We start from the raw sequence: 19,632 nt of genomic DNA on the forward strand, positions 1-19,632 counted from the left end.
ATTTTATGAGCTTATCTTAGGTTGAACAATAATGGATTGTAGTACCGGCTTGATCCCTTCGTTTTTGATCCTTTCTGTAAAAGATATATAGGGTGTACTGAAAGTACTTACAGTACCAAGGTTGATGCTTCTGAATGCAGAAATATTCAAAAAGTCAAGGGGATTGTCACTGGAGATGAGTTCCTGATCTTCCGGGGTGATCCAGGGTTCTGCAATTTCATAAGATAAACCATTGTCATCTACTTTGTACTTCAGATAATGTCGGTAGACAGCGATAAGGAATGCTACTCTGGAAAGATCCTGCTCGTGGTTAATCATCTTCATCAGATTAGGCATTATATAAACAGGGAATTTAGAGATACCATCAGAGCATAATCTGCTGATCTGGTCACTTACAGAACTATTGGCAAATCTTTCTATTAAAGTTTGTTTGTATTCGTCCAGATTTACACCTTCCGGAGCCGGAACATGAGATGTGATATCAATATCCATAAAACTGCGGATAAAGCTTACAATATCTTGATCATGCATTGCTTCGTCTACTTTGCGGTATCCGGCTAAAAATGAAGGATAGGATAGTAGGGTATGAGAGGCATTAAGCAAGCTCAGCTTCATATTTTCGTAAGCAGTTACATCTTTTGAAAAAGTAACCCCAACTCTTTCCCATGCAGGTCTTCCGGCAACAAAATTATCTTCTATTACCCATTGCGCGAAATCTTCACAATATACTGGTGCTTTATCTGCGATACCACTTTTTTCATTTAGTTTTTTTACATCTTCTGCTGTGGTTACAGGTGTTATTCTGTCTACCATACTGTTTGGGAATGTTACGTTTTGCTGAACCCATTCTGCTAAATCTTTATCCTGAGCTTCAATAAATGCAGAAAATGCATTTCGGGCAGTATTGCCGTTATGCTGTAAATTGTCACAGGAGAGAATGGTAATACTGCCATTGACATTAGATTTTCGCAGACGAAGACCTTCGGCAATGAAACCGAAAACGGTAGTCGGAGATTCAGGATTCTTCAAGTCATGCTGTATACTTTCATTATTCAGTATAAACTCGTTTGTTGCTTTGTCCAGATTATAACCACCTTCAGTAATTGTTAGTGTAATAATTCTGGTGTTGCTATCCGCTATTTTATTCAATAAATTCTGTGGAGCTTTTATTGCCCAGATGAGGTCATTTATAGCTCCGATTTTATAAACTTCATCATTGCCATCTCTTCCACATACTGTTAAAGTATACTCCAGGTCTTGTGATTTTAGATTGGTGACAATTTTCTCATCCGAAGGCAATAAACAGGCACCACATATCCCCCAGGAATATTGGTCTTCATCTTTTAGCAGCTGATTTGTATAGAATGCCTGGTGGGCACGATGAAAGTTCCCAACGCCGATATGTAAAATACCCGTTTGGATAGTTTTTCGATTGTAATAATAATCTGATACTTTCATAATTACATTGATTTTTTTAACTTAAACATCTCAAGTTTAGGACAATAAGTTTATTGCTAAATCATTTGTGCTAAAAAAAAGTATATGGGAACGTTCCCAAAGTTCAGGGAACGTTCCCGGTAATAATTGTTTTTATTATTTTTGATTAAAATGTAATCCTAGTTTATGAAACGTATCACCATTAAAGACTTGTCTAAATACCTTTCGATATCTAAGTCTACGATATCCAGAGCTTTAATGAATGATAAGAACGTTCATCCGGAAACGAGGGAAAAGATATTGGCAGCAGCTCAGGAATTAGGATATAAGCCTAATCCTGCAGCACTTAACCTTAGATATGGACAATCTAAAAGTATTGGTTTTGTTGTTCCGGAGATGACAACTCCATTTTCATCGAAAGTACTTCGTGGTATTCAGAATATTTTATATCCGTTGGGGTACAGAGTAATTATTACACAGTCCGATGAAAATCCTTTAATTGAAAGAAAAAATCTTCTTTTACTGGAAGAATTTAATGTAGACGGAATTATTATTAATCCATGTCATGAAAATTATAATAAAGATATATACCAGCAAATAATAGAACGGGGAACACCTGTAGTCTTTTTTGACAGGATTCCTGATAATTCTCTGGATGCTTCTAAAGTAATGGTGAACGATCAGCTTAAGGCTTCTCTGATGACAGAACATTTGGTAAGTACCGGGAGAAAAAGAATTGTTCATATTACGGGTCCGGATACTATACGGAATGCTGCTGAAAGAATTTCCGGTTATAAACGAATATTGACAAAGCACAATATTTTTGATCCGGAACTACTCATAAAGCCTGAAGGAATGATGTTTGAGCATGGACGGAATGCTGCCAAACAGTTGTTGGATAGAGAAATTGAATTTGACAGTATTTTTGCTTTTACCGATACATTAGCTATTGGAGCGATGAACTATCTGTTGGAACAGGGAATAAAAATTCCGGATGATGTTGCTGTTGCAAGTTTCTCAGGAACGGAACTGGCTACAATTGTATATCCGCAGTTAACCAGTGTGGAGCAGCCGTTAACAGAAATTGGTGAAACTGCTGCAGGGCTAATTTTGGATAAAATAAAAGATACTTCAACATTAAGCAAAACTATTACGATGGATGCCGAATTAGTTTACAGAGCTTCAACAGGTAAATAAAAAAAACTCACAAGTCAAACTTGTGAGTTTTTTTATTCTTTTCATAGGTATTAATACCCTAAAGCTTTTCTTGTTTTGTCTAGTGTTGTTCGGGCAATAACTCTTGCTTTTGCAGCACCTTGTTGCAGCTTTTCTTCCAGCTCATCAAGATGGGACATGTAGTAACTAAAAAGTTCTCTTTCTTTTGCAAAACGCTCCAGAATAAGATTCAGAAGTTCTGTTTTAGCATGTCCGTATCCAAAGTTTCCGGCAAGATATTTCTCACGTAGAGATTCAGTTTGTTCCGGGGTAGCAATAAGAGAATAGATTGTAAATGTCTTATCCGTTTCAGGATCCTTAGGCTCTTCCAGACTTTTACTATCCGATTCAATAGACATAACCTGCTTTTTTAGTTCTTTTTCTGATAGGAAGATATTGATGATATTTCCTCTGGACTTACTCATCTTGTGGCCATCGGTTCCGGGAACATACTTAGTACTTTCCTGAATCTCTGCGCCAGGTAGTACAAATACTTCTCCCATTTGTCTGTTGAATTTTTCTGCAACATCCCTTGTAATCTCCAGGTGTTGTAACTGATCTTTACCTACAGGTACAACTTCGGCATCATATAATAATATGTCTGCAGCCATAAGAATAGGGTAGTTGAACAGACCTGCATTTACATCCTGAAGTCTGTCTGCTTTATCTTTAAAGGAGTGAGCTAATGTTAATCTCTGGAAAGGGAAAAAGCAATCCAGATACCATGTTAACTCACATGTTTCAGGGATATCACTTTGTCTGTAAAAAATTGTTTTCTCAGTATCTAAACCACAAGCAAGCCACGCAGCTGCAATCTCGTAAGTATTTTGTCTTAGCTGTGCTGCATCTTTTATCTGCGTTAGTGTATGTAAATTGGCAATGAAAAATAATGAATCATTTTCAGGTTTTTTTGCCAATTCGATAGCAGGAATAATGGCTCCTAAAAGGTTTCCCAAATGGGGCGTTCCTGTTGCTTGTATTCCGGTTAGAATTCTCATATATTAAATTATAAATTAAGATTTATATCTGTTGATATGCAAATTTACAGGGTTTTAGCGCGATAAAAAATTTATTTGCTACTTTATTTCCTGATAAATAGTGGTCAAAAACATTCCGTAAGATTTTTCGAGTCTTATGATATCTCCGGATTTCAGGTTAATTCCTGCCTGCCCGTAAGGATTAGACTTCACTTTGAAACCTGAAACCTGAAAATAATTAGTATTCTCATTATCCGAAGCTGTAAGCTTTATAGATGATCCCAGAAATTTTAATGTAGAAATGGTATAGATTTCTCCGGGATTTAGTTTTATCTTTTTAAAGGAGCGCTCCGGAAGTGTAATTCTTTCTTTGTTTACACCAATTTTTTGAGAAACAGAAGGACTGCCTATAAGAAAAGCAATGTTGTTTTCTTCTTTTTCAGCAGATTCAGAAGGCACGTAATAAACACTCAGGAAATAGTGGTTCGGATCAAAAGGTTGCAGTTTTCCGTCTATAGTTTCAATAGGTCTCAGCTTAAATGCATTTGCACCCATTTTCTTTGCTTTGGAATAGATATTACTAAACATCAATGCATCATCATTGCTAAAGCCTCCGATCTCGATTTCACCCAGATATTCTGCCTTATTGGTATCTTCTATTTTATAAAGATGTTTGTCTTTATTTTCATGAATGTTTGCCATTTTAGAGATGGTAACCGATTGTGCTCCTATCATTGTAAAAGATAGGAGTGAAAATATAAAAAGAAACTGCTTCATGATTAGTTCTTTAAAATATTAATACAATCTTCCAGACTATTTTCCCAGTATTCCGGAGTGATTTTATAGTCTTGTTCAATTTTGTCCAGGCACATTGTACTTCTTTCCGGTCTTTTTGCCGGTGTAGGATACTCAGCAGTGGTCAGTGGTTTTAGTCTTATAGAAGAACCTGACAATTCTGCAATTTTAGAGGCGAAATCATACCATGTAGTTTCACCATAATTGGAGAAATGATAAATTCCAAAAACTTTCTTTGATGCACTTATGATGGTCATAATAGCTTTCGCCAGATCATTTGCATTGGTTGGTTGCCCGTACTGGTCTGCAACAATCCCTAATTCATCTTTAGTACTAAAAAGGTTAAGCATTGTTTTTACAAAGTTCTTATTAAACTCTGAATACAACCATGAAGTACGAAGGATGATGGTGCTTGGATTAGCTTCCAATGCCAGAATTTCACCTTCTCTTTTGGAATTTCCATACACCCCGATAGGATCCGTAAAATCATCTTCTGTATAGGCAAGATTAGTTACACCATCGAATACGTAATCTGTTGATACATGTATAAAAACAGCATTGTTTTCTGCTGCTGCTTTTGCTAGGATTTCTACACCATAGGCATTAACTGCATATGCTTTTTCTTTTTCTTTTTCAGCAAGGTCAACAGCTGTATATGCGGAAGCGTTGATACAATATTGTGGCTGAAAATCTTCAAAGATCTTTTTTACAGAATCCTCATTTGTTATATCTAATTCGGAAGATGAGGTGAACAAAAATTCATAATCAGAATATTTTTCCTCCAATTTTTTCAGACAGTTTCCAAGCTGACCGTTTCCGCCTGTTACTAAGATTTTCTCCATTGTTTATTTTCTTTTCTTAAAGATTCTGTTCTTTGTTCAAAATGTTGTTCAGGAATTTCTACCCAAAAGTCTTTGAAAAACTCCATGAGTTCAGGAGAGTGGGGTACAGACCGTCTTTCCTTCATACTGAAATAAATAGCAGTTGTCCATAGTACAGCATGTATAGCTTCATTTTTTTCATCTCTCATCAAAATTTCCACTACAGAAGTTCTTTCACCCAGTTTTATAATTTTGCTGCTGATGTTTACAACAGTATTAGGGCGTACTTCTTTTAAATATGCGATCTGATTCTGGATGGCAACCCATGTGCAGCCTGTAAGGTGGATATGTTCCTCGTAAGTAAAACCATAAGTTTCTACCACATGATCTTCACGGGCATTAAGCATATAGTCCAGATATTTTACATTATTAAGATGGCCTATAGGGTCGCAATCGTTAAAGCGTATTTTGGTTTGTGTAGTCGTTTCTCCTTTCATAAATTTTTATCAGTTACAAAAATAAAAAAACCACCGCAAAGGGTGGTTTTATTTATGATACTTTAAGAGCTTAAAGACCCAATTGCTTTTTGATATCAGCAGTTACATCTAAACCTCCTTTGTAAACAAGACCTTGACCGTTAGCATCGAATACATATTCCAAACCTTTAGCTTTAGCTACAGCACTAATAGCATCGTTAAGTTTTTTATCGATTGGTGCATAAAGAGCTTCTTGCTTATCAGCAACATCTTTTTGTGCAGCCTGACCCATTTTCTGAATGTTGTCTCCTTCTTTTTGTAATTCAGCTTCTTTAGCAGCATCTTGTTTGCCTGCTTTTTGGTATGCTTGTACTTTCTCTTGGAAAGCTTGTTGTAGTTTACCAAGCTCAGCTTGTTTCATTTTTCCAAGAGCTTCAAGTTGTTCGTTAGCCTTTTTCATTTCTGGCATTGCTGTAAGAATTCCTGCAATATCAGCGTGTGCTAATTTCTGAGCTTTGATAACAGTGAAAGACACCATCATTAATACCGCCGCGAATAATACACTTAATCTTTTCATAGTATAATCTAAAATTTAATTTGTTTTTAATTTAATTCCTTTTTTTTATCAAAAACTATACCTAAATAGTTTTACAGTTGTTGGTTCATTAAGAAGTGAGTTTTCCATCCGTTTGGCTGAGTTCCTCCGATTGTTTTATCGAATCCGTAAGCAAAGTCAAATCCAATAAGACCAAATGCTCCCATATAAACTCTGATACCTATACCGGCAGATCTCTTCAACTGGAATGGGTTATAACTTCCCCATCCTTGCCATGTATTACCACCTTCCAGGAAGGTTAATGCATAAATCTTCGCTGTTTGGGACATAGAGATTGGATATCTTAACTCGAAGTTAATACGGTTATAGATTGTACCCCCTCCGTATGGTGTAATATCCTGGTTAGTACCTCCGGTAGAAGATGCATCTTCATAACCACGAAGTGGAATAAGTTCACGTCCGTCGAAACGCCCGTTAAATAGTCCTACACCACCCATATAGAATCTTTCGAATGGCGGAGCTCCAAGTTGTTTGTTATAGCCATCCAGGAATCCCATTTCGATAGAACTTCTTAGCACTAATTTACCAATAATCTGGTTATAAGAGTCAGCTTTTAGTTTAATTTTATAGAATTCTAACCATCTGTACTTGTTAATGGCCGACATGTTATTATAATCTTTCTTGCTGAACAAAGAATATGGAGGTGTAAGCTTCGCTGAAATTTCAAAGTCAGAACCAGATGTTTTAAAGAATGGATCCGGACCTGCTGCATTCCTGGAAATACCTATGTTAACTGCGAAGTTGTTCGCTTCCCCGTTGTATAGTGTTTCAGTACCAAATTGGAAAGGATAATTGTTAAATTCATAACGCTGGTATGATAAACCAGTGTATAGAGAGAAGTAATCATCCGGCCAACGAAGTAGTCTGTTCAGACCCGCATTAGCAGAGAATATATTCAATTTCTGAGCAGCACCATACTGGTCTGTATATTTAACTCTGGAATAGTTGAAACCAACTGATAGTGCTGTAGGTTTTGTACCAAATAACCAAGGTTCCGTAAAGGAAATACTATAGTTTTGGAAGTACTGACCTGCCTGTGCCTGTAATGAAAGGATTTGTCCGTCACCCTGAGGAACAGGTCTGAAGTCTTTCAATCTCAAGAAATTTTTCAGAGAAAAATTGTTGAAAGTAAGACCTAAGGTTCCGATGAAAGAGTTACCACCATAACCTGCCTGAACCTGAACCTGAGAAGATCCTTTTTCTACTACAGTCCAGTGAATATCTGCTGTATTGTCTACCGCATTTGGCTTAATATCCTGTCCGATTTGCTGAGGGTCAAAGTATGACATTCCCGCAAGATCGAAATAAGTTCTTTTAATATTTGCTTTAGAGAATAGATCTCCAGGACGTGTTCTTAATGATCTTAAAATAACATGGTCATGTGTAGTAACATTTCCTCCCCATGTTACACGATTCCATGTTGCTTTTGTACCTTCATGGATACGAACTTCCATACTGATGGTATCGTTCTTAATAGATTTCTCTACTGCATTTACATTAGAGAAAAGGTAACCACTATCCATATAAGATGAAGCGATATCAGAGTTATCCTCTTTACCACCTTCTTCACCCACTTTTTTCTTGAAACCTACAGAATCGTAAATATCACCTTTTTTGTAGCCAAGAAGTTTTGTCAAAGCTTCAGTAGAAAATACTGTATTTCCTACGAATGTAATATCCCCGATGTAGTATTTTTTACCCTCATCTACTTTTACTTTGATATTGTACCCTTTATCATTACGTGTAACAGAGTCAGATACAACTCTCATATCTCTAAATCCTAAAGAGTTGTAGTAGTCTACAAGAGTCTTCTTATCTTCTTCGTATTTATCCTTAATAAATTTTGAAGGCTTAAGCAGCCCTAGAAGGAATCTCTTTTGTTTCGTATTTTTAAAACCGTTTTTACGAAGTTTAGATGAAGAAACACTGTTGTTTCCTTCAAAATCTATACGGTCTATCTTAACACGTTTCCCTTTATCTACATTAATGGTCCAGTCGATAAGGCTAGGATCCTTTGCATTGATTTTATCTTCAATGGTGATCTTAGCATCCGGGAACCCTTTTGTAATATATTGCTGAGGTACATTATGCTTTAGGTTAGTAACCAGATTTTCTGTAATTTTCATACCAGGCTTCAGGTTATTATCCTTAATAAGTTTTTCGTTTTTAGATTTCTTGATTCCCTTTCCGGTAAATTTTACTTCACCGAGCTCCTTTAAATCCTGAAGAGAGAATTTTAAGACAATATTTTGCCCTTCAATGCTCTGTACATATACTTCAACCTCTGAAAAGTATTGGCTATCCCATAGCTTTTTAATAGCTGTACTTAGTCTTTGTCCGGGAATTTCAACAGATTCACCTTTCACAAGACCTGTAAAGCGTAAAATTTGCTCAGGTGTGTATTTTTTAACACCATCTACTACAATATCTTTCAGAACATAAGTGCCCTCATGTTGAGCAACAGCTTCACTGTTCTGCGTTGTTTGCGGAGGCGTCACCTGCCCATAAAAATGAGCAGAAGCAATGAAAAGGAATATCGGTAACGATCTAAACTTCATTTTTAATGTATCTTTTCTTATATATACTCTAAGCTTTATCAGCTTCTATTTGTTCACTAGTTTTTCCATATCTGCGCTCCTTATCCTGATAGTTAAGAATACAGTTGAAGAAATCATCCTTGGTAAAGTCTGGCCAGAAAATATCCAGGAATTGTAATTCTGCGTAAGCAATCTGCCATAACAGGAAATTACTAATACGAATCTCTCCACTTGTTCTTATCATAAGATCTACAGGAGGCATATCCTTTGTATAAAGATGACTTTCAAATAATTGGTTATTGATGTCTTCGGGATTTATCTTTCCGTCTTTAGCATCTTTGGCAATAGATTTTACAGCATGAATAATTTCATCCTGCGATCCATAGTTTAATGCCAATACCAATGTTCCGCCTTTGTTGTTTTTGGTCAGATCCATTACATTTTGTAATTGCTCTCTTACCATTTCCGGCATTTTGGAAACATCACCGATTACTTTCAGACGTAATCCTTTTGTGTATATCTCATCCGCTTCATTTAATAATGTCTCCGAAAGAAGAGACATCAGCGTAGATACTTCATCTTCCGGGCGGTTCCAGTTTTCCGTCGAAAAGGTATATAGCGTTAAATAAGGAATGTGAATTTCGTTACAGGCATTAATGGCATTGCGTACAGATTGTATTGCACTGCGATGTCCATAAGTTCTTTCCTCACCACGAGATTTAGCCCAACGACCATTACCATCCATAATAATGGCAACGTGTTTCGGCAGTTTTGTCATATCAATTTTCGACTTCAATTCTTCCATAACATTAATTGCGGTAGTCCTGTGGCTTTTGTATTGAGCAAATAACAGAATACTTTAGACTATTATAACCGGAAAATTGCGGCAGCAAAATTCTACCCGTTCCGGTAAGAGAACTGATAAAGGATAAAATAGGATATTGTAGTTGCTTCATTCTGTTATTTACTATTCCGTAGAATAATTATTTATAATATCAATGGTGCAAATATAAAACAAATTTATATTAGGAATATTCATAATGTTTAGTTAAATAATCCATTAATTTTCAGCAATTATTAACGTATTTTTAGAAAAAAAGCTTTTTCCAAGTAGAACATATTTTCCTTATATAACTTGGACTAATCTTCGAATCTTAGTAGTCTGTTATTAAGATGTCCGGCTTTTGCATTTTCAAAGTCAGATTTTGCGCAGGGCAGGCACTCTGCAATATTTGGGCTCTTTCCAAAATACCACAGATTACTAAAAGTATCACGTTTAAAAGCAACCTCATGATCTCCGATCATAATCCAGAATGTTTCGTATTCTCTCTCTTTAGGATGGCTTCTCTGAATATTGATTCCCTCCAGAAGATACCATGTCATTTGAGCCAATAGCTGGTGGTTCAGATAGTTTTTAGAAGATGTCTGATAATTGAAGATACCTATGGACTTAAGATTTTCAGACAAACCAGCTTCTTTCATATAGGCACAAATCTCTCTTCTGTTTAATCCGTTAACCTGTGGCTGGACTGAAAAAGGATCAGCAATACTTTCTACAGCATTACAACTAATTGTAACCAAATCCGCTTTTCGGAAGTATGGTTCAATAGGTTCAGTAGAATTCATCATCTCAGCAAGTCTGATGATATCAAAGTTTACTTCATTCATCAACTTTACAGCATCATATTCATTAGAGTGTTTCTGGAAGCCAAGGTGATGATATTTTCCTACAGGATTAGTTTCGGAGCTAAGAATCTTAGCCAGGAAATTCTTTTCTGTTAAGGTTTCATCTGAATGATCCAAACTAAGCATATTATTAATCTGTACATAAGTCAGATTTTTATAAATATAGTTAATGGCTGAGAATACAGAATAAGAAATATCATTAGAACCTCCTATAACAATTGGAAGAACATGTTTGCGTAAACAATATGTAAGAAGTTCCTGTAATGCAAAATGAGTGTTTTCAGGAGTCTTACCGGAAATAAAATCTCCAAGATCCGCAATTGGAACTTCCCAGTCATGTCGGGATAGCTGGTATAATTGCTTTCTTACCTCTGTGAAGTTTTTTGGAGTTGCTGTTCCACCAGCCCCTCTTTCATCAGAACAGAAAATAAGAGCAATACCTCCTTCTTTGATTTCTGGTTTTATCATTGCTCCTAATTGCCACTTTTCAGTAGGGATACTAGGAGCAGGAATAAGAAGATCTTCAATATTCATGACTAACCTTATTTTTTAGAAGGTTTTTTAGCTGCAGCTTTCTTGGCAGGTGCTTTTTTTGCTTTTGGTTTTTCTTTAAAAGCAGTTTCGTCCTGAGCAATAATCCATTTTTTTACTTCATCGAAGGAGATATCCTGAAGATCTTCAGCAGTATATTTTTCTCCTTTTCCTTTCAATGGAATTTTCAGCATTTTCTTTCCAAAGCGAATGAAAGGTCCCCATCTTCCGTTTTCAAGAGAAACCTTCTGATCCTCCCATTGCTGAATATATCTGTTAGCTTCTTTTTCCAGTTTTGCATCAATGAGTTCGTTGATGTCACTTTGAGAAAGATTATTAAAATCATATTTCTTCGGAACGTTTACAAAGATGTCCTTATATTTTATGAAAGGCCCGAATCTTCCGGTTCCCTTTGTTACAGGCTCTCCTTTATAAGTCGCGATAGGAGCATCAGCTCTCTTCTTTTCTTCTATAATCTCGATTGCTCTGTCATTATCTACAGATAGCGGATCTTCAGTTTTAGGAATGCTGATATATGCTTCTCCCCATTTGATATAAGGTCCAAAACGCCCAACACCAACCACAACTTCTTTACCTTCGTAGTCGTTAAGATTAAAAGGTATCTTGAAAAGCTCCATTGCTTCTTCAAAAGTAATTGTAGTAATATTCTGATTAGGCATCAGAGAAGCAAAGATTGGTTTCTCTTCATCATCTGTTTCTCCGATTTGGATCATAGCACCAAATCTTCCGATTCTTGCATGTACATTTTTGCCCGTTTTAGGATCTACACCCAATACACGGTCACCATTTGCTCTGTCAGCATTTTCTTCTACATCAGCAATTCTTGGATGGAATTTCCCATAGAATTCAGTCATTACATCCTTCCATGCTCTGTTTCCTTCCGCAATAATATCGAAAGCTTCCTCAACACGAGCTGTAAATCCGTAATCAAGAACTTCGTTGAAGTTATTAACAAGAAAATCATTAACAACAACACCTATGTCAGTTGGTAAAAACTTGTTCTTATCTGCACCATACTTTTCTGTAAGAATTTCTTTTTTCAGTGAAGAAGTTAAAGTAAGCTGGATGATTTCACGTTCTTTAGCCATAACCTCTCTTTTCTCTACATATTCACGATTTTGAATTGTCTGAATAGTTGGTGCATAAGTAGATGGTCTTCCAATTCCCAGCTCTTCCAGCTTTCTTACCAGAGATGCTTCTGTAAATCTTGCAGGAGCTTTTGTATATTTTTCGGTAGCAATAATTTTTTTGTATTTTAGAACTTCACCAGCATTTACCTTTGGCAGAAGTTTGTCGTCGTTCTCATCATCTTCCTCATCATTTTTAGTAATACCATATACTTTTAGGAAACCATCGAATATAATCACCTCACCGGTTGCCTCAAAATGTTGTGGAAGTTTCTGGTTTCCTATCTCAATTACTGTTTTCTCAATCTTAGCATTGGCCATCTGACTAGCCATTGCTCTTTTATATATTAGTTGGTATAATTTGTTAAGCTGTGCATCTCCAACTGCTTTTACTCCAAAATCGGTAGGACGAATTGCTTCGTGCGCTTCCTGTGCAGATGCATTCTTAGTAGTATAGTTTCTCGGTGCAGAATATTCCTCCCCGAATTCTTTTGTAATAGTTGCTTTTGCCGAATTAATTGCCTCCTGAGAAAGGTTAACACTATCCGTTCTCATATAGGTAATGTAGCCTTCTTCGTATAGACGCTGTGCTACACGCATTGTAGAAGTTACGGAATATCCTAATCTGTTTGAAGCTTCCTGCTGTAGAGTAGAAGTGGTAAACGGAGCTGAAGCCGAACGTTGTCCAGGCTTTTTTTCTACATTTAAAACTTTAAATTCAGCACTATTACACTCATTAAGAAAAGATTCAGCTTCCTGTTCTGTAGAGAAGTCCTTTTTTAGTTTTGCTAATATTTCTTTTTTCTCCTCATTAAGAAAAGTTCCTTCTACTTTGTAAGAAGCCTGTGACTGGAAGCTGTGAATTTCTTTTTCTCTTTCCACAACCAGGCGTACAGCTACAGATTGTACGCGTCCTGCAGAAAGCCCTGGTTTTACTTTTTTCCATAATACAGGAGACATTTCAAAACCTACAATTCTATCCAGTACTCTTCTTGCCTGTTGAGCATTGACAAGATTATTGTCTATTTTTCTCGGATTCTCTATAGCTTTAAGAATTGCATTCTTAGTAATCTCATGAAATACAATTCTTTTAGTTTTGTCTTCTTTTAATTTTAATTCCTCCGCCAGATGCCATGCAATGGCTTCCCCCTCGCGGTCTTCATCGGAAGCCAGCCATACCATATCGGCTTTTTTGGCTAAAGACTTAAGCTCTGTAACGAGCTTCTTCTTATCTGGAGAAACTTCGTAATCAGGAGTAAATGTTTCAAGATTGATACCCATGCCCTTTTTAGGAAGATCACGGATGTGTCCCATACTAGAGGTTACTTCAAAGTCATTACCAAGATACTTCTGTATCGTCTTAGCCTTCGCAGGGGACTCCACAATTACGAGATTTTTCGACATAGAAAATTTTTTGCAAAATTAGGATTTATTTTGAAAATCAAATTTTTCTTTATCATTCAAATTTTCTATTTAGGCAACAAGCTCTGTTATTGCTTATTCTTAAAAAGAAGAATGCTTAATATTTAAAAGCTTAAATTTCAATAGATTTAAGCTTTCTTAATATAGGATAAATTCGCTAATTTTTTTTATATTCGCAATCTTAATTTATAAAGGACTAGAAATATTTTTTAACGTCACATGAAGAAGTTTACCGAGTATAAAAACTTAGATCTTATCGGTTCTGCCGAAAATGTATTGAAATTCTGGGAAGAGAACGATACTTTCGAAAAAAGTGTAGAAAATCGCCAGGGGAGCCCTGAGTATGTTTTCTATGAAGGTCCGCCATCCGCGAATGGTATGCCAGGTATTCACCACGTTATGGCCAGAAGTATTAAGGATATTTTCTGCCGTTTCCAGACTCAGAATGGTAAGCAGGTTTTTCGTAAAGCCGGCTGGGATACTCATGGACTTCCGATTGAACTTGGTGTTGAAAAAGAATTAGGCATCACTAAAGAAGATATTGGTAAGAAAATTAGTGTTGAAGATTATAACAAAGCTTGTCGCGAAGCGGTAATGCGTTATACAGATGCATGGAATAAGCTTACTGAAAAAATTGGTTATTGGGTAGATTTGGAGAATCCTTATATTACCTATGAACCAAAATATATGGAAACTGTATGGTGGCTATTGAAGCAACTTTACAACAAAGAATTATTATATAAAGGATATACAATACAACCATATTCACCGGCAGCAGGGACGGGACTTTCTTCGCACGAATTAAATCAGCCCGGGACTTACCGTGATGTTTCCGATACAACAATCGTAGCACAATTCAGAGTTAAAAAAGAAAGTTCAGACTTATTCAATAATATAGACGGAAATGTAGATATCCTTGCTTGGACAACTACACCATGGACATTACCCTCGAATACTGCCTTAACAATTGGGAGAGATATTGAGTATGTAGTCGTTAAGACTTTCAATCAGTATACATTTGAACCAATCAATGTGGTATTGGCAAGAGTTCTTTTAGAAAAGAATTTTGGTAAAAAATATGCAGAAGGAACGGATGAGGATTTTGCTAACTACACTCCGGAAAGCAAAGTTATTCCTTACAGAATATTAAAAGAATTTACAGGAGAACAATTAGAGGGTACTCATTATGAGCAACTTGTACAATGGTTCACTCCGGAGGAAAATGCTGAAAAAGCATTCCGTGTAATTATCGGTGACTTTGTAACTACCGAAGACGGAACGGGGGTAGTGCACACGGCACCTACATTTGGTGCGGATGATGCTCGTGTATCCAAGGAAAATGATATTCCACCAATGTTGGTAAAGGATGAAAACGGAAACCTTATCCCATTAGTAGATCTGCAAGGGCGCTTTATCCATGGAGAAAATGTTCCTGAACTATTTGCAGGTAAATACATTAAGAACGAATACTATGAAAACGGACAGGCTCCTGAAAAGTCATGGGATGTTGAATTAGCAATTTTATTGAAGACTGAAAACAAAGCCTTCAAAGTAGAAAAATATGTACACAGCTATCCACACTGCTGGAGAACAGATAAACCAGTACTTTACTATCCGCTGGACTCATGGTTTGTAAAAATGACGGCTGTAAAAGACCGTTTGGTAAACCTGAATAAAGAAATTAACTGGAAGCCAAAAGCTACAGGAGAGGGACGTTTTGCAAACTGGTTAGAAAATGTAAACGACTGGAACCTTTCCCGCTCACGTTATTGGGGTATTCCATTGCCAATATGGAGAACAGAAGATCTGAGAGAAGAACTGGCGATAGGCTCAGTTGAAGAGCTAATGCAGGAAATTCAGAAATCTATTGATGCCGGGTTTATGACTTCTAATCCTTACGAGGGCTTTGAAGTTGGAAACATGGATGAGGCTAACTATGCTAAAGTAGATTTACATAAAAATATTGTAGATCAGATTATTCTGGTTTCCGCTTCAGGAAAACCAATGAAGAGAGAATCTGACCTTATCGATGTATGGTTCGATTCAGGATCAATGCCATATGCTCAATTACATTATCCTTTCGAGAATAAAGAGCTGATTGATGAAAGAAAAGCTTTCCCTGCGGACTTTATTGCGGAAGGTGTAGACCAGACAAGAGGATGGTTCTATACGTTGCATGCAATCGGGACAGCTGTTTTTGATTCGGTAGCCTACAAGAATGTAATGTCTAACGGATTGGTGTTAGATAAAAACGGACAAAAAATGTCTAAGCGTTTAGGAAATGCAATTGACCCTTTCAAAACCTTAGAAACATACGGACCGGATGCTACCCGTTGGTATATGATTTCCAATGCAATGCCCTGGGAGAACCTTAAGTTTGACCTAGAGGGAATAGATGAGGTAAGAAGAAAATTCTTTGGAACATTATACAATACCTATTCTTTCTTTGCGTTGTATGCTAATGTAGACGGATTCAGATATGAAGAGGCAGATGTAGAAAATCGTCCGGAAATCGACAGATGGATTTTGTCTGAGCTCAATCTTCTGGTAAAAGAAGTAAAGTCCTTCTATGAAGATTATGAACCAACGAAAGTAGCAAGAGCAATCAATACTTTTGTTAATGACAATCTTTCCAACTGGTATGTACGTTTATGCAGAAGACGTTTCTGGAAAGGAGATTATAGTGAAGATAAAATTTCGGCATATCAGACCCTATATACGTGCTTAGAAACAATTGCTAAAATCTCTGCTCCGATTGCTCCATTCTTTATGGATCAATTGTACCAGGATCTTAACAATGCAACACAAAAAGAATCCGCAGGATCTGTGCATTTAACAGATTTCCCTGTCGTAGACGAAAATAAGATCGACTACTCTTTAGTAGAAAAAACTCATCTTGCACAGCAGATAACCTCAATGGTATTCTCTCTAAGAAAAAAAGAAAATATCAAAGTACGTCAGCCTTTACAAAAAGTAATGATTCCTGTTTTAGATGCTGGCACAGGAGAGCAAATCAATGCGGTTTCCGAGCTTATCAAACAAGAAGTAAATGTGAAAGAGCTTCAGTTGATTAATGCGGAAGAGGCTTCTCATCTTATTGTTAAGCAAATTAAACCAAACTTCAAGGCATTAGGACCTAAGCTTGGTAAAGATATGAAGACTGTAGCTGCAGAGATCTCTGCATTCTCGGATGATCAGATTGCTGCATTAGAGAAAGAAGGTCGTCTAACAATTCAGGGATATGAAATAACTACAGACGATGTAGAGATACTAACAAAGGATATTCCGGGATGGACAGTAGCTTCTGAAGGAAAATTGACAGTCGCATTAGATCTTACCTTAACAGATGATCTGAAAGCGGAAGGTATTGCACGTGAATTCATTAACAGAGTACAAAACCTTAGAAAAGAAAAGAATTTTGAAATAAGTGATAAAATTCTTATCGAATTAGAAGAAAATAATCCATTTTTACAAGATATCTTGAAGAATAAAGATTATATTAGCGCAGAAGTTCTCGCAAATGATATAGCGGTTAAGACTGATATATCAGGGGAGGAAGTAGAAATAGATGAGCAAAAGTTCAATATTAATATTATTAAAAATTAAAAAACTGAGAAGTGCTTTCTGGACGATTGCAGAAAGTACTTCTCAAAATATTAAAGTACCAATTATCAAATTAGAAATATTATGGCAGAGGAAAGAGTAAGATACAGCGATGCTGATTTGGAGGAATTCAGAAAAATTATTGAAGAAAAAATAGAAAAGGCCGAGAAAGATTTGTCTCTTATACGTGAAAGTTTCATCAATGATCAGAATAACGGCACAGATGATACTTCGCCAACATTTAAAGCTTTTGAAGAAGGAGCTGAAACTTTAAGCAAAGAGCAAAATGCTCTTCTGGCTTCCCGTCAGGAAAAGTTTATCAGAGACCTGAAAAATGCTTTGATTCGTATTAAGAACAAAACTTATGGTGTATGCCGTGTTACAGGGAATCTTATTTCTAAAGAAAGATTAAAAGCGGTTCCGCATGCTACTTTAAGTATTGAGGCTAAAAATATGCAACGATAAAATTACACCAATTGGTGTGACTGATTAATGTACAAAGCATAATGTGTTCAGTAAATACATGATGCTTTGTACATTTTAATTATATGATACAGAAATTATGAAGAAAATTGTGCTTATTACCCTGCTGGTTCTTTTCATTGACCAGGCTTCCAAATTTTATATCAAAACACATTTCCATTTGGGAGAAAGTGTAGATGTATTTAAATGGTTCAAGCTTGCTTTTGTTGAAAATCCCGGAATGGCCTATGGTCTTCACTTTGGAGGAGCGATTGGTAAATATGCATTATCATTAGTCCGTATTGCATTGGTAATAGGAATTATTGTAATGTTCAAAAAATGGTTAAAAGAGGGAGCTTCTAACTATTTAATTATTCCGATGTCTATGATTTTTGCAGGAGCAATTGGTAACCTTATAGACGGAATGTTCTATGGGCTGATTTTCGATACCGGTACTGTTTTTGAATCATCAATTGGACGTTGGGTTGGTTATGATGGGATTTCCAAACTAGGCGGTGGAGGATATGCCTCCTTTATGAATGGCTGTGTTGTGGATATGCTTTATTTTCCCCTATTCAAATTCAACTGGCCAACCTGGATTCCAGGAATTGGTGGTACAGAATTTGAATTCTTCAGACCAGTCTTCAATATTGCAGATAGTGCTATTACCGTTGGAGCTGCAATTATATTAATATTTAAGAAAAAAGCTTTCCCGAATGGTTTGAATTTCTAAAAACTATATGGGTATCATTTATTTGATATGAATAATCTAATCAAAAGAGTATTTTTACTTTTAATTATTATAGGGTTGCTTGGAGCAACCTTTATAATTTATGCCAATTGGAAAATAGAATCCGAGACGAAAAATTATATTACATCGGATCCTAATAAATTACCAATTGAGCATGTTGGCCTCGTACTAGGTACTTCCAAGCTTTTGGCTAATGGAAGTATGAATCCGTATTTTAAATACAGGATTGATGCTGCGGAAGAATTATATAAAGCCGGTAAAATAAAAAATATTATCGTTAGCGGTGATAACAGCCGCAAAACATATAATGAACCAGAAGATATGAAAAATGAATTGCTGAAAAGAGGCGTTCCGGAAATTGATATCTATATGGATTTTGCAGGTCTTCGTACATTAGATTCTGTAATACGGGCGAGAGAGATATTTGGACAACACGAGTATATTATCATTTCTCAGGAATTCCATAATGAAAGAGCTGTATTTATTGCACGGGAGAACGGGATCAATGCATTTGGTTTTAATGCCCAGGATGTGAATAAGTCTATAGGCATCAAAACAATGATTCGTGAAAAGTTTGCAAGGGCAAAAGTTTTTTGGGATTTTCTTTTCAGTGTTCAGCCTAAATTTGGAGGTGAGAAAATTTTTGTTGAATAAACATCATACATATATTATAGTATATAAAATCCGGCTTTGTGCCGGATTTTTAGTTTTTACATATATATAGAGAGGGTATTAAAGCTAAAAAAGAGCGTTTGGGCTTCTGGAAAGAGCCTGTTCCGGCAAATGCTTAAAAGAAAACCAAGGTTTTTAAAGAGTGTAGAGCGATATATAGAGGATATATAAACCAGGTAGTTTTTGCAATATGAATGGAATGTTAAATTTTTCTCACCCGTATTCAGGCAGTTACATATATTATGTTAAAAAAGGTGTGGTAATGTTTGGTGTGTTATAGAAGTTTTTCTACTTTTGCAGTCCTAAACAATGAGAGTTGTAAGGGGAGCAGGAGATAATTGAGACGAAAAAGCGATTAAAATTTTTAGAAAAAAGATTTGGTCATGTTAATAAAATTTATTAGTTTTGCCCACGCAAAAATGGTTAATAAACGAACTGTTTAAGCAGAGTAGAGTTAATAAAGATGACTGAAAAAAAACTTCA

At 36.2% G+C, this 19,632-nt stretch carries 16 protein-coding genes; 5 read left to right on the plus strand and 11 right to left on the minus strand.

All coding sequences use genetic code 11. The annotated features are described in order from the left end of the window. Positions 1-3: 3 nt before the first annotated feature. Positions 4-1,458, minus strand: a complete 1,455-nt coding sequence (locus BAZ10_RS14025) for a mannitol dehydrogenase family protein (RefSeq protein ID WP_078772566.1) — start codon at positions 1,456-1,458, stop codon at positions 4-6. 165 nt (positions 1,459-1,623) lie between these two features. Here BAZ10_RS14025 and BAZ10_RS14030 point away from each other — a divergent pair, with 165 nt between their 5' ends. Beyond that, on the plus strand, positions 1,624-2,634 hold the full coding sequence (locus tag BAZ10_RS14030) for a LacI family DNA-binding transcriptional regulator (protein ID WP_078772567.1): 1,011 nt from the start codon (positions 1,624-1,626) through the stop codon (positions 2,632-2,634). Positions 2,635-2,684: 50 nt separating this feature from the next. On the opposite strand, the gene trpS is transcribed toward BAZ10_RS14030, so the two are convergent. The 10 genes from trpS to topA form a co-directional block, all read right to left on the minus strand. After that, complete coding sequence (gene trpS / locus BAZ10_RS14035) at positions 2,685-3,650, minus strand: tryptophan--tRNA ligase (protein WP_078772568.1); 966 nt, start codon at positions 3,648-3,650, stop codon at positions 2,685-2,687. Between the two features lie 78 nt (positions 3,651-3,728). Then, on the minus strand, positions 3,729-4,406 hold the full coding sequence (locus BAZ10_RS14040) for a hypothetical protein (protein ID WP_078772569.1): 678 nt from the start codon (positions 4,404-4,406) through the stop codon (positions 3,729-3,731). A 2-nt stretch (positions 4,407-4,408) separates the two neighbouring features. Continuing rightward, complete coding sequence (gene rfbD, locus BAZ10_RS14045; protein ID WP_078677045.1) at positions 4,409-5,266, minus strand: dTDP-4-dehydrorhamnose reductase; 858 nt, start codon at positions 5,264-5,266, stop codon at positions 4,409-4,411. Then, a complete protein-coding gene (locus tag BAZ10_RS14050; protein WP_069148493.1) occupies positions 5,251-5,742 on the minus strand; it encodes an acyl-CoA thioesterase in 492 nt (163 codons plus the stop codon). The genes rfbD and BAZ10_RS14050 overlap by 16 nt, the downstream gene beginning before the upstream one ends. Before the next feature lie 70 nt (positions 5,743-5,812). Further along, positions 5,813-6,298, minus strand: coding sequence for an OmpH family outer membrane protein (locus tag BAZ10_RS14055; protein ID WP_078772570.1), 486 nt, complete (start codon positions 6,296-6,298; stop codon positions 5,813-5,815). Between the two features lie 71 nt (positions 6,299-6,369). Beyond that, positions 6,370-8,895, minus strand: coding sequence for a BamA/OMP85 family outer membrane protein (locus BAZ10_RS14060; RefSeq protein WP_078772571.1), 2,526 nt, complete (start codon positions 8,893-8,895; stop codon positions 6,370-6,372). A gap of 28 nt (positions 8,896-8,923) precedes the next feature. Continuing rightward, positions 8,924-9,679, minus strand: a complete 756-nt coding sequence (locus tag BAZ10_RS14065) for an isoprenyl transferase (RefSeq protein ID WP_078772572.1) — start codon at positions 9,677-9,679, stop codon at positions 8,924-8,926. A gap of 4 nt (positions 9,680-9,683) precedes the next feature. After that, on the minus strand, positions 9,684-9,830 hold the full coding sequence (locus BAZ10_RS19160) for a hypothetical protein (protein ID WP_221407376.1): 147 nt from the start codon (positions 9,828-9,830) through the stop codon (positions 9,684-9,686). 184 nt (positions 9,831-10,014) lie between these two features. After that, a complete protein-coding gene (locus tag BAZ10_RS14070; protein WP_078772573.1) occupies positions 10,015-11,094 on the minus strand; it encodes a formimidoylglutamase in 1,080 nt (359 codons plus the stop codon). Between the two features lie 8 nt (positions 11,095-11,102). Next, positions 11,103-13,643 (minus strand): type I DNA topoisomerase, encoded by a 2,541-nt coding sequence (topA, locus tag BAZ10_RS14075; protein WP_078772574.1) that lies wholly within the window; start codon positions 13,641-13,643, stop codon positions 11,103-11,105. 237 nt (positions 13,644-13,880) lie between these two features. Between topA and ileS the strand changes: the two genes are divergently transcribed. The 4 genes from ileS (at position 13,881) to BAZ10_RS14095 (ending at position 19,131) form a co-directional block, all read left to right on the plus strand. Continuing rightward, complete coding sequence (gene ileS, locus BAZ10_RS14080; protein ID WP_078772575.1) at positions 13,881-17,267, plus strand: isoleucine--tRNA ligase; 3,387 nt, start codon at positions 13,881-13,883, stop codon at positions 17,265-17,267. 81 nt (positions 17,268-17,348) lie between these two features. Beyond that, the gene (locus BAZ10_RS14085) at positions 17,349-17,729 is read left to right on the plus strand and encodes a TraR/DksA family transcriptional regulator (RefSeq protein ID WP_009086616.1); all 381 of its coding nucleotides are present in this window, start codon (positions 17,349-17,351) and stop codon (positions 17,727-17,729) included. 97 nt (positions 17,730-17,826) lie between these two features. Then, the gene (locus BAZ10_RS14090) at positions 17,827-18,459 is read left to right on the plus strand and encodes a lipoprotein signal peptidase (protein ID WP_078772576.1); all 633 of its coding nucleotides are present in this window, start codon (positions 17,827-17,829) and stop codon (positions 18,457-18,459) included. Between the two features lie 27 nt (positions 18,460-18,486). Next, positions 18,487-19,131, plus strand: a complete 645-nt coding sequence (locus BAZ10_RS14095; protein ID WP_078772577.1) for a SanA/YdcF family protein — start codon at positions 18,487-18,489, stop codon at positions 19,129-19,131. Positions 19,132-19,632: the final 501 nt, after the last annotated feature.

It is taken from the genome of Elizabethkingia occulta, assembly GCF_002023715.1.
Taxonomy (GTDB): Bacteria; Bacteroidota; Bacteroidia; order Flavobacteriales; family Weeksellaceae; genus Elizabethkingia; species Elizabethkingia occulta.